Origin of the sequence: Staphylococcus sp. GDH8C109P, from assembly GCF_017893405.1 — a bacterium.
GTDB classification, from domain to species: domain Bacteria; phylum Bacillota; class Bacilli; order Staphylococcales; family Staphylococcaceae; genus Staphylococcus; species Staphylococcus cohnii.
Window position 1 is genome coordinate 296,800 of sequence record NZ_JAESMX010000001.1, and the last position, 12,562, is coordinate 309,361.

Genomic DNA, 12,562 nt, shown 5'->3' on the forward strand with positions numbered 1-12,562 from the left:
AGACTATCATGAAAGACATCATTCGAACTTTAATAGAACATGGAGAAAACTGCCCAAATCAAGTTGCAGTTAAACATAATGACGAAATTCTGACATATGAAGCGCTCAATCGCTTTGCTAATCAACTTGCAACCCTATTGAAAGATACTAAAACACCACTGATTTTATATGGGCACATGTCCCCGTTTATGATTGTGGGGATGATAGGTAGTATGAAAGCAGGTTGTGGCTATGTTCCCTTAGATACTTCTATCCCTCAAGATCGTGTTCTATCTATTATAAATAAAATAGAGCCTCAATATATATTTAATACTACGGAGGAGCAACTAGATATTGAGGATATTTCTTTTATTTCAAAAGATTTATTAACAACCGTAAAACAAAATGAGGACACAGTAAGTAAAATTAAAGATTCAGATATTGCTTATACTATTTTTACATCAGGTTCTACTGGAGAGCCTAAAGGTGTACAAATCAGTTATGAGAGCCTCAATATTTTTACAAATTGGATGTTAGAACTTCATCAAATTGGTTCAAATCAGCAATGGTTAAATCAAGCGCCTTTTTCATTTGATTTATCTGTCATGTCTATATATCCATGTTTAATGACTGCTGGAACTTTGAACTTAGTTGATAAGACAATGATTAATAAACCAAAATTATTAAATGAAATGTTAGAAGAATCAAAAATAAATGTTTGGGTATCTACACCCTCATTTATGGAAATGTGTCTCATGTTACCTCACTTAACTGAAACATATTACAGTAATTTAAAGGAATTTTTCTTTTGCGGCGAGATATTGGCAAATAAAACTGCAGAACAATTACTGCAACGTTTTCCATCTGCTTATATTTACAACACTTATGGGCCAACAGAAGCTACGGTAGCAGTTACAAGTATATTAGTTACAGAAGAAGTGATAAATCAGTACAATCCTTTACCAGTAGGATTACCGCAACCGGGAACAAAGTTATCTTTGACCCATGAAGGCGAACTTATTATTTCAGGGAAATGCGTAAGTGAAGGATATGTCAAAGACGAACTACGTTCTAAAAAAGTATTTAACAAATTAGACGGTCAGAAATCTTATTACACTGGTGACAAAGCACAATTTATTGATAATCAATGGTTTATTAATGGGAGAATAGATTATCAAATTAAATTAAACGGTTATCGTATGGAATTAGAAGAAATTGAATTTCAATTGCGAAAATTAGAAAAGATTAGAGATGCGATTGTCGTACCAACTTATAAAAATAACAAAGTCACTCATTTAAATGCTGCAGTAATATTGAATCATTGTGATGGGGTAAACGATGTTCAAACTTTGACTCATGATATCAAAACTGAATTAAAACCTGTACTGCCTGAATATATGATTCCCAAAAAGATAATATATATGAAGAAATTACCGCTTACGATGAATGGGAAATTAGATCGTAAGAAGATTGCTGAGGATATATTGAAATGATTCCATACAGCGATTTTACATTCTTTTTTATGGCATTAGCAATTTTGTTACCAGTTATCATATTAGGATTTATGGGCAAACAGAGCAAAGTCTATAATGGTCTTAGTACAGCCGTCATGATTATATTAATATTCTCATCGACTAAGCATAATCTATTTGGACAAACGTATTTAAGCTTAGAATTGATAAATTTTATATTTTATCTGATTTGGCAAGTGATGATTATTATATATTATTGGCATTCTCGAGCTAAAAATAATACTACAACAAAATTTGTATTAGTTATTTTTCTTTCTATTTTGCCACTGATTATTGTGAAAGTTATGCAAAGTTCGTGGTTTGGTACTGCACAGTTAAAACTACATGAGAGTAGAGTCATTGAATTTATAGGGTTTTTAGGCATTTCATATGTAACTTTTAAAAGTGTTCAACTATTAATGGAAATTAGAGATGGCTCAATCAAAGAGGTAAGACTTTGGAAAGTCGTACAGTTTATATCATTTTTTCCAACCATTTCTTCAGGGCCGATTGATCGTTACAAGCGTTTTGTCAAAGATGACAATAAAATTCTGAGTGGAAGTGACTATAGTCATTTATTAGTCAAAGCAATACATTACATCATGCTCGGATTTTTATATAAATACATTATTGCTTATTTAATACAAACATTTGCAATTAACCCATTAATGTTGGATTTTTCTGGTGTTATTACAAAATGGCTATATATGTATGCTTACAGTTTATATTTATTTTTTGATTTTGCCGGTTATTCACTATTTGCGATAGCATTTAGTTATATTTATGGTATTCAAACCCCACAAAACTTTAAACAACCATTCAAAGCAAAAAATATTAAAGATTTTTGGAATAGATGGCATATGTCACTCTCATTCTGGTTTAGAGATTGTATTTATATGCGTTCATTATTCTTTATGTCTAAGAAAAAATTACTGAAAAGTCAATTTGCAATGTCGAATATAGCATTTTTCTTAAACTTTTTAATAATGGGTATCTGGCATGGTATTGAAATTTATTATATTTTGTATGGTTTGTACCATGCAGCATTATTTATTGGATATGGCTATTATGAAAAATGGAGAAAAAACCATCGTCCACGTTGGCAGAACCAGTTTACAACTGCTTTAAGTATTGTTGTAACGTTTCACTTTGTAACATTCGGTTTTCTGATTTTTTCTGGAAAACTTTTTTAAAATGAGGAGGAATTATAATGGAATTTAAAGAACAAGTGTTAGATTTATTAGTTGAAGTAACTGAAAATAATATCGTGAAAGAAAATCCCGACATTGAATTATTTGAAGAAGGTATAATAGATTCATTTCAAACGGTTGGTTTATTATTAGAAATTCAAAATAAATTAGATATAGAAGTTTCAATTATGGATTTTGACAGAGATGAATGGGCAACGCCTAATAAGATTGTAACGGCATTAGAAGAATTAAAATGAAATTAAAACACTTTATTCCAATTATTATCAGTCTATGTTTATTTGGGATTTTCTTAATATTACCTTCTAGCTGGTTTAGTGGATTAATTACTCCGAAAACTATAGATAATCAACGCACTTCACTGTCAGATCAAGTGTTAAAAGGTACGTTAATACAAGAGAAGATGTTTAAATCGGATCATTTTTATCCTATTTATGGTTCTAGTGAACTTGGAAAGGATGATCCGTTTAATCCATCCATGTTATTGCGCAACAAAAATACGTATGCTAAGCAACCATTTCTAATTGGTACAGGTGGTTCTACAGATTTGGTTAATGCTGTGGAATTAGCTTCACAATATGATCATTTAAAAGGAAAGAAAATGGCACTTATCATATCACCACAATGGTTTACAGACCATGGATTAACTAATAAAAATTTTGATGCACGTATATCTAAAGCACAATTGAATCGTTTATTTAATCAAAAGCATTTAAGTCCAGAACTTAAGCAACGTTATGCAAAGCGTTTATTGAGATTTAAAAATGTAGAAAATCGAAAATATTTAGAGAAAGTAGCTAAAGGTAAAATCAACAATAAAGAACAATATTTATCGCCGTTTAAAATGAATCAATTTGAAAAAATTGAAGCGATAAAGTCGAATTTCCCACTTTCAAGTACTGATTTAGAAGATATTAAACCAGTAACAGCACAAGATGAAAGTTGGAAAATGCTTCATAATAAAGCTGAACAATATGGCGCTAAACATTCACAATCAAATATGTTTAAAATTAGAGATGAGTATTGGCAATTAATAAAAAAACATAAGCGTAAAGTGAACAGAGATTATGAATTTAATAGAAATTCTCCAGAATTTAAAGATTTGGAGTTATTGGTAGATACTATGAGAGAGGCTGGTGCTGATATAGAATATATCAGTCTGCCGTCAAATGGAAAATGGTACGATCATATAGGTGTAAATAAAGAAAAACGTCAGAAAGTATATAACAAAATTAGGGAAACTGTTGTTAATCGTGGCGGGAAAATTTATGATATGACAGATAAAGATTATGAACCTTATGTTATCAGTGATGCCGTCCATATAGGATGGAAAGGTTGGGTTTACATTAGTGAGCACATTGCGCAACACATGCGTAAATAGTTGTTTTAAAATTGAACGTGAATGATTTGAAAATATATGAAATGTAGTATAGGATAGGAAATTGCAACAATAGATTTCCTATCATTTTTTGGACGTGATTCATGAATTCAGTTTTTGCATAAGTCCAGACAATGTATTGTTCAAGAAAGAGATGACTTAAATAAAATTAACTAACAAAATCAAATATATTTCATATCGTACATATATCTATTTTATTTAAGATTTGAATATAAAAATGCACCTTCATTGAACATGAAAGTGCATTTTGTTTATGAATCAGTTATTATATAACAGATTCATAAACAAAGAATTCTATAAAAATTGATGGTTTTGTTGTTTAATTTATATATAAGTTGATCAACTAGAATACTTGTTCTACTTCTACTACTCCAAGTACTTCTTCATGTAAAGCGCGTTCGATGCCTGCTTTTAATGTGATTGTTGAACTAGGGCATGTACCGCATGCACCGTGCAATTGAAGTTTAACAATTCCATCTTCTACATCTACTAACGAGCAATCGCCGCCATCACGTAGTAAGAATGGACGTAGTTTTTCAATTACTTCTGCTACTTGATCAAACATTGTTACGTTTTCAGTTGGCATGGAAATGCCTCCTTTCAAGTATATTATTTCATTTTCCGTCTATCTTTTTATTATAATAGATATATAAAGAAAAATCTATCAATCAAGACAAAAGGGGATAGTTAAAATGAATAAAGTAAGTGTAGTCGTTTATGGTGCAGATGTTGTTTGTGCAAGCTGTGTTAACGCACCAACTGCTCGAAATACTTTTGATTGGCTGCAACCATTACTCAAAAGAAAGTATCCAGATACACAATTTGAATTTACGTATATCGATATCGAGAAGGATACTGAAAATTTAACTGATCATGACCAACAATATATTGAGCGAATTCAGGAAGATGAATTGTTCTATCCACTTGTAACGATGAATGATGAATATGTTTCTGATGGATATGTACAATTGAGAGATATTACTCAATTTATGGATGCGCATTAATTTAATCATTTAGAAAAAGACACGTTCATATACTTTTAACACATGGGAGTAAAGTATATGAAAACGTGTCTTTATTAATTTTGTTTAAGATTTATCCATTATGATATTTGTATAACCATAGCACACCAGATTTTAAGATTGAAGCTAAACGACCTGTAACTGTTCTGTCCATGATGTAGGCAAAACCTTTTTTATCGCCAAGAGAACCTAAGAAACCTTGAACTTTAAGTTCTGGCATTTTTTCTGGTAGAGGCTTGCCTTGCCATTGTAGTTTCATAACATCGGCAATTTGATCTCCTTGAACTTCAGCAAGTTGTGCACTAGGTGCGTGAGGCAAATCAGCACAGTCTCCCACTACGTACACATTTTTATAGGTTGGAACTTGATGGTATTGGTTAAGAATGACACGGCCATCTCTACTAATATCAATTGGTAAATTTCTAACAATTTCTACAGGTTGGATTCCAGCAGTCCAAACGATCAAATCTAATGGTTCAGGTACATCATTATTGAAAATCTTACCAGGCTCCACGCGGTTAATATCAGAGTTTGGTACTACAGTTACATCGTTCTTTCTAAACCAATTTTCTATATAACGACTTAATTTTTCAGGGAAACGTCGTAAAATGCGTTCTCCACGATCATATAAGTATATTTGTAGATCTTTACGACTTTCACGGAGTTCGCTTGCTAATTCGATGCCGCTTAAACCTGCACCTACAATACCAACTTTTGCTCCGTTGGGTAGTTCACTAATATGATGGAATGTTTCTCGTGAACTTGATAGCGTTTGGATACTGTGCGTATATTCTGCAGCACCTGGAACATTATGATATTTGTCCTCGCAACCAAGTCCAATAACTAATTCATCATAATCTACTTTTGTATTGCCAACTGAAATAATTTGATCTTCCAAATTAATATCATTAATTTCTCCATAAACAATATTGATACGTTCTGAATCAGGGAAATTCATACGAATATCTTTGTCTGATTTAGTACCAGCAGCTAATTCATAGAATTCTGGTTTTAAACCATGATAAGGCATACGATCAATTAATGTAATAGAATAATTTTCAGGAAGTGCAGATGGTAAAATATGAGACATAATGCGCATATTTCCGTATCCGCCACCCAATAGTACTAAATTTTTCATTTATGATACCCCTTTAGTAAAAATGTATTGAGCAATTTGATAAAAATACAACTTATTTTTTGTTAATAAATAATATTTTTATCTCTTGTCGCCAATGTAAGTCAATAAATATAATGTGGTTAAATCATATTCGTCTTCATTGAACGAAATACCATTTCATAATAAGCTTACTTAGATATATTATATGCTTTTTTATATACTTCTACAAATAAACATGATGAATTGTAATTTGTAAATATATATATTTTAAATGCAATTTGATTATAACAATATAAAAAAATTGTGTGAATGACATTTCATACGAAAATCAGTTTTGTTTTAATTGATTTGTAACAAAAAAAGGACAAAACAAATGAATCCATAATATAAGCTAGTAATTGGTCAAAAACGGTGTGATTTTGTTATAATTGGTAAACTGATAATTAATTGAGAGGGTGTAATATGAATCCAATAGTTGAGTTCTGCATTTCGAATTTAGCGAAAGGTGGAGATTATGTATATAATCAACTTGAAAATGATCCAGGTGTAGACGTTTTAGAATATGGTTGTTTACAAAATTGTGGTATTTGCTCAAGTGGCTTGTATGCATTAGTAAACGGTGATATTGTTGAAGGAGAATCACCAGACGACTTATTACAAAATATTTATTCACATATAGAAGAAACATGGATTTTTTAGGGAGGTAATTTTAATGGCAGTAGTTGAACTGACAGAAGCGGCAGCATACGAAGTTAAAGATATGATGGAACAAAATGATATGCCGAATGGCTTTTTGAAAATTAAAGTCAATGGTGGAGGCTGTACTGGATTAACGTATGGTATGTCTGCAGAAGCTGAACCTAGTGAGAATGATGAAATATTTGAATTTTACGGTGTAAAAGTGCTGGTTGATAAATATGACATACCGGTATTAGAAGGTACAAAAATTGATTTTAAACAATCGTTAATGGGCGGTGGTTTCCAAATAGACAATCCAAATGCAATTGCATCTTGTGGTTGTGGTAGTTCATTCAGAACTGCAAAAGTTTCTGGTTCACCAGAAGATTGTTAATAATTGTAAATAGGGTGTTTATAGACTATAGTTCGACTAAGTAAGGTGAGAACTATAGTCTTTTATCTGTTTATGTGAAAAAACAAACAATATATGCGTTTCGGCTTGAAAATAAACTATAAAAACTATAAAATTAGTGTTGGATGAAAAATGTCTTTTTTGTGAATTTCTATGAAAATCAGTAAATTAAAAAGACGATCGCAACAAAAAAATTATGAAAGCTTAGGTGAATGAAATGGCTCAAGAACGTAAAAAAGTTTTAGTTTTAGGCGCTGGTTACGCTGGGTTACAAGCTATTACCAAATTACAAAAGCAACTTTCGGCTGATGAGGCTGAAATTACATTAATTAATAAGAATGATTACCACTACGAAGCGACTTGGTTACATGAAGCTTCAGCTGGAACAGTTAGTTATGAAGATGTTTTATACCCAGTTGAAAGCGTGATCAATAAGAATAAAGTGAACTTCATCAAATCAGAAGTTACAAAAATTGATCGCAATGCTAAAAAAGTAGAAACTGATGCGGGCATTTTTGATTTTGATATTTTAGTTGTTGCTTTAGGTTTCGAAAGTGAAACATTTGGTATTAAAGGTATGAAAGAACATGCTTTCCAAATCGAAAATGTTTTAACTGCTCGTAAATTAGCGCGTCACATTGAAGATAAATTTGCTAACTATGCTGCATCAAAAAATAAAGACGATAAAGATTTAGCTATTATCGTTGGTGGTGCAGGATTTACAGGTGTTGAATTCTTAGGTGAATTAACTGATCGTATCCCTGAGTTATGTAATAAATATGGTGTAGATCAAACAAAAGTTAAAATTACTTGTGTAGAAGCTGCTCCAAAAATGTTACCTCAATTCTCTGATGAATTAGTAAATCATGCAGTAAGTTATTTAGAAAGTAAAGGTGTTGAATTTAAAATTGCTACACCAATCGTTGCTGCAAATGAAAAAGGTTTCGTAGTTAAGGTTAACGATGAAGAACAACAATTAGAAGCGAATACAGTTGTATGGGCTGCTGGTGTTCGTGGTAGCAAATTAATGGAAGAATCATTCGAAGGCGTTAAACGTGGCCGTATCGTTACTAACCAAGATTTAACAATCGATGGATATAATGATATTTTTGTAATAGGTGATTGTTCTGCATTTATTCCAGCTGGAGAAGAACGTCCATTACCTACAACAGCACAAATTGCTATGCAAGAAGGCGAGCACACTGCTAAGAACATTAAAAATATCCTAGAAGGTCAACCAACTCAAGAGTTTGAATATGTTGATCGTGGTACAGTATGTTCTTTAGGTGCTAACGATGGCGTTGGTGTTGTTTATGGTAAAGATATCCAAGGTAAAAAAGCTGCATTTATGAAGAAAGTTATCGATACACGTGCGGTATTCAAACTTGGTGGCGTCGGTCTAGCATTTAAAAAAGGTAAATTTTAATAACTGATAAACACTAGATGTGTATCTATTGGTGTAAATAATGAGGCTGAGACTATTTTTTGTCTCAGCCTCATTATTATATGTATGTTTTTATAAGTTTAGACCGTAAATCATTTTTAATAATGGATAGGAATGAATTAATGATACAATGTGACTGAATAAACTGAAATGAGGGATGATTGATGAAAGCACTTATAAATAACACTGCTAAGGTTGAACAAGATACAATCATTGTCGGTGTACCTGAACACTTAAATCAATTAGAGACAATAAAAATCGGTGAAGAAGATTTAAAAGACTTATTATCACCTTTAAAGGAACATCAAGTCTTTAGTACCAATGTTGGAACGATATCGACTACATTTTTTAAAGTAGGAGAGAAAGCACATAAGCTGATTACTGTAGGATTAGGAAATACTAAGGAATTAGGACACAATGATTATTTAAAAATATTCGGTAATTTATTTCAAACTTTAAAAAGCAGTAGAATCACTGAAGCTTCACTGTTATTTAATTCATTTAAATCTCAAACAGTCGAAAAGGAAATAATCGCTGAAATTCTTGGTCAGCAAAGTGAACAATCAATTTATCGTTTTGATGGTTATAAATCCAATAAATCAGCGCCTTATCAATTAACATTAGAAATACATACAGAAGAAGATGATATTGCAAAATCTATTGGAAATGGTGAGGCAATTGCAACTGCTGTTAATTTGGCACGTGATTATAGTAATATTCCACCTAATATATTAACACCAGCTTATTATGCAGAACTGATAGAAAACCAATTTAATGACACTAATGTATTTGTTGATATCAAAGATAGTAAGACTTTACAAAAAGAAGGTTTTGGGTTAATTCATGCAGTTGGTAAAGGTTCTAAAAATGGGCCGCGTGTTATTACATTGACTTATAATGGTGGAAAACCAGGAGAAAATCCTATTGTGCTTGTAGGCAAAGGCATTACTTATGATTCAGGTGGTTATTCAATTAAATCTAAAACAGGTATGCAGACCATGAAATTTGATATGTGTGGCTCAGCAAATGTAATAGGAATGATTGAAGCTGCCCGTCAATTAGCTCTGCCAATAAATATTGTTGGTATTATCGCTGCTGCTGAAAATATGGTGAATGAAGCGGCGATGAAACCAGATGATGTTTACACAGCCCTTAGTGGGGAGTCTGTAGAGGTATTAAATACAGATGCAGAAGGACGTCTGGTTTTAGGTGACGCTGTATTTTATGCTAATCAATTTCAGCCAAATATAATATTAGATTTTGCAACTTTAACTGGTGCTGCTGTGGCTGCGTTAGGTGAAGATAAAGCTGCCGTTTTTAATCAAAATGCTGAAGACATTTTAAAATCTATTCTAAGTCAAGCAGAAATTATGGATGAAAAAGTCTTTGAATTACCAATTACTGCTACAGAACAAGCACTGATAAGAAAAAGTGAGGTAGCTGATTTAGTCAACCATACCAATGGTCAAGGTAAAGCATTGTTTGCAGCAACATTTATCAATCATTTTGCAGGTAATACACCACATTTACATTTTGATATCGCAGGGCCTGCTACTACGAATAAAGAAAGTTATAAGGGACCTGCTGGACCTACAGGTTACTTAATATCAACAATCGTACAATGGTTACGTAAGCTGTAAAATAAACAATATTGAAGTTAAGAAAATATATGCTTCAAGTTAATTTTTAGTAGATTAACTTGAAGCTTTTTTAACTTATATAAAAAGGTTAGCAAGTTTATGAAGCATGTCTCTTTTTAATATAAAGTTTTGAATAAATATATCTAAAGATAGGATTGACAATTTGATAAGCAATTGTTATTATAAATCTCGTGATACTTTAGTTCGATAACGTAATAAAGGAGTTGTGCTTTTGTGATAAATGCAGTTGTTATAGCAGTGGTACTGATGATTGTACTCTGTTTATGTAGATTAAATGTTGTTATAAGCTTATTTATCAGTGCACTAGTTGGTGGCTTAATCGCAGGTATGAGCGTCACAGACATTGTATCTGTATTTGGTAAAAATATTGTTGATGGCGCTGAAGTAGCATTAAGTTATGCTTTATTAGGTGGATTTGCTGCGTTGATTTCTTATAGTGGTATTACAGACTATTTAGTAAATAAGATTATCAATGCGATTCATGCAGAAAACAGTAAAATGTCACGTATTAAAGTTAAAGTTATTATTATCGGTGCACTTTTAATTATGAGTGTAATGAGTCAAAACTTAATACCTGTACATATTGCATTTATCCCAATTGTAATACCTCCATTAATAAGTTTGTTTAATGAACTTAATATAGATAGAAGACAAATTGCAATAATTATTGGTTTTGGTTTATGTTGGCCATATGTTTTATTACCATATGGTTTCGGTCAGATTTTCCACCAAATCATTCAAAGTGGATTTTCTAAAGCAGACCATCCAATTGAAATGGGCATGATCTGGAAAGCAATGCTGATTCCATCATTAGGCTATATTGTTGGCTTAATCGCAGGTGTTTATTATTATAGAAAACCAAGAAAATACTCTGAACATAAAGACATTAAAGATATGAGTGAAATTGAAATTAGACCTTATGTGCTCGTAGTAACGATTATTTCTATTATTGCTACTTTTTTAGTACAGATGTTCACTGATTCTATGATATTTGGGGCTTTAGCCGGCGTGCTTGTTTTCTTCATTTCACGTGCTTATAAGTGGACTGAGTTAGATCAAAAATTTGTAGATGGTATTAAAATCATGTCATTTATAGGTGTTGTGATTTTATCAGCAAATGGCTTTGCAGGTGTAATGAATGAAACAGGAGATATAGGTAATTTAGTAAGTGGACTTAGTGGTGTTATTGGAGAAAATAAATTAGTTAGTATTATTGTAATGTACATTATTGGTTTGGTCGTGACTTTAGGAATTGGCTCATCATTTGCTACAATCCCTATTATTGCAACGTTGTTTGTGCCATTAGGTGAATCTTTGGGACTAAGTACCATGGCATTGATTGCTTTGATAGGAACGGCGAGTGCATTAGGAGATTCGGGGTCACCTGCCAGCGATTCAACATTAGGTCCTACAGCAGGTTTAGATGTTGATGGTCAACATGATCACATTCGTGATACATGTATTCCAAACTTTGTTTTTTATAATATTCCGCTAATCATTTTTGGCACGATTGCGGCTATGATATTATAAGTCTAAGAATTAGAAAAAGAGGTGTCTTCAATGGCAAATATGCTTGATGCTTTAAAGATAAAGGTAGAGCGACAAGAACATGGACTTATGGTTATGTCTATGCCAGTCACAGATGAAGTGAAACAACCATTTGGCTTTTTACATGGTGGTGCGAGCTTAGCACTTGGAGAAACAGCATGTTCAATGGGAGCTGCTGACATCATTGATACAGAGCATTTTATTCCTTTAGGTCTCGAAATGAATGCAAATCATATAGGTTCGACGACTGAAGGAACGATATTTGCGACTGCTACAATCATTCATGAAGGCAGCACAACGCAAGTTTGGAATATAGATATCAAAGATCAAAATGAAAGACTGATATGTGTTATGAGAGGTACAATTGCCATTAAACCACGTAAGCGACAGTAAGGCATTGATGTATTAGGTTAATGATATTTACTTTAATGAATACAGATTTTTAAATGCTAATTAAGTCTTAAAAAATAAATCATATATTAAGGACTCATCCGCATATTACGGATGAGTCCTTTTTGAACGTAGACAAACCCTTCGTTTTAATTTGCGAAGGGTTTGTTTATTTGGATAAAAAAACCATACG

General features: G+C 32.1%; 13 protein-coding genes. 11 read left to right on the forward strand and 2 right to left on the reverse strand.

Annotated elements, in window-relative coordinates:
* The first annotated feature begins 8 nt into the window (after window positions 1-8).
* Genes dltA through dltD form a run of 4 tightly spaced genes read left to right on the forward strand, consistent with a single transcriptional unit; the run spans window position 9 to window position 4,079 of the window.
* Window positions 9-1,472, forward strand: coding sequence for a D-alanine--poly(phosphoribitol) ligase subunit DltA (dltA, locus tag KA867_RS01570; RefSeq protein ID WP_210136855.1), 1,464 nt, complete (start codon window positions 9-11; stop codon window positions 1,470-1,472).
* Complete coding sequence (gene dltB, locus KA867_RS01575; protein ID WP_210136856.1) at window positions 1,469-2,683, forward strand: D-alanyl-lipoteichoic acid biosynthesis protein DltB; 1,215 nt, start codon at window positions 1,469-1,471, stop codon at window positions 2,681-2,683. Before dltA ends, dltB begins: the two co-directional genes overlap by 4 nt.
* Before the next feature lie 17 nt (window positions 2,684-2,700).
* Complete coding sequence (gene dltC, locus KA867_RS01580; protein WP_210136857.1) at window positions 2,701-2,937, forward strand: D-alanine--poly(phosphoribitol) ligase subunit 2; 237 nt, start codon at window positions 2,701-2,703, stop codon at window positions 2,935-2,937.
* Window positions 2,934-4,079: a D-alanyl-lipoteichoic acid biosynthesis protein DltD gene (dltD, locus tag KA867_RS01585; RefSeq protein ID WP_210136858.1), complete on the forward strand. Its 1,146-nt coding sequence runs from the start codon at window positions 2,934-2,936 to the stop codon at window positions 4,077-4,079. The genes dltC and dltD overlap by 4 nt, the downstream gene beginning before the upstream one ends.
* Before the next feature lie 361 nt (window positions 4,080-4,440).
* Here dltD and KA867_RS01590 read toward each other — a convergent pair whose 3' ends face one another.
* Entirely contained in the window at window positions 4,441-4,683 is a 243-nt protein-coding gene (locus KA867_RS01590) for a NifU family protein (protein WP_210136859.1), read from the reverse strand.
* A gap of 106 nt (window positions 4,684-4,789) precedes the next feature.
* Between KA867_RS01590 and KA867_RS01595 the strand changes: the two genes are divergently transcribed.
* A complete protein-coding gene (locus KA867_RS01595; RefSeq protein ID WP_210136860.1) occupies window positions 4,790-5,101 on the forward strand; it encodes a YuzD family protein in 312 nt (103 codons plus the stop codon).
* Window positions 5,102-5,192: 91 nt separating this feature from the next.
* Here the strand turns inward: KA867_RS01595 and KA867_RS01600 are convergent, their stop codons facing one another.
* A complete protein-coding gene (locus KA867_RS01600) occupies window positions 5,193-6,257 on the reverse strand; it encodes an NAD(P)/FAD-dependent oxidoreductase (RefSeq protein WP_107384599.1) in 1,065 nt (354 codons plus the stop codon).
* A gap of 441 nt (window positions 6,258-6,698) precedes the next feature.
* Between KA867_RS01600 and KA867_RS01605 the strand changes: the two genes are divergently transcribed.
* The 6 genes from KA867_RS01605 (at window position 6,699) to KA867_RS01630 (ending at window position 12,372) form a co-directional block, all read left to right on the forward strand.
* On the forward strand, window positions 6,699-6,935 hold the full coding sequence (locus KA867_RS01605) for a YuzB family protein (RefSeq protein WP_019469672.1): 237 nt from the start codon (window positions 6,699-6,701) through the stop codon (window positions 6,933-6,935).
* A gap of 13 nt (window positions 6,936-6,948) precedes the next feature.
* Window positions 6,949-7,308: a HesB/IscA family protein gene (locus KA867_RS01610; RefSeq protein WP_210136861.1), complete on the forward strand. Its 360-nt coding sequence runs from the start codon at window positions 6,949-6,951 to the stop codon at window positions 7,306-7,308.
* Window positions 7,309-7,543: 235 nt separating this feature from the next.
* Window positions 7,544-8,752, forward strand: a complete 1,209-nt coding sequence (locus tag KA867_RS01615) for an NAD(P)/FAD-dependent oxidoreductase (RefSeq protein ID WP_210136862.1) — start codon at window positions 7,544-7,546, stop codon at window positions 8,750-8,752.
* Window positions 8,753-8,934: 182 nt separating this feature from the next.
* A complete protein-coding gene (locus tag KA867_RS01620) occupies window positions 8,935-10,410 on the forward strand; it encodes a M17 family metallopeptidase (protein ID WP_210136863.1) in 1,476 nt (491 codons plus the stop codon).
* Between the two features lie 234 nt (window positions 10,411-10,644).
* Window positions 10,645-11,961 (forward strand): Na+/H+ antiporter family protein, encoded by a 1,317-nt coding sequence (locus KA867_RS01625; RefSeq protein WP_210136864.1) that lies wholly within the window; start codon window positions 10,645-10,647, stop codon window positions 11,959-11,961.
* A gap of 30 nt (window positions 11,962-11,991) precedes the next feature.
* Complete coding sequence (locus KA867_RS01630) at window positions 11,992-12,372, forward strand: PaaI family thioesterase (protein ID WP_210136865.1); 381 nt, start codon at window positions 11,992-11,994, stop codon at window positions 12,370-12,372.
* The last annotated feature ends 190 nt before the right edge of the window (window positions 12,373-12,562 follow it).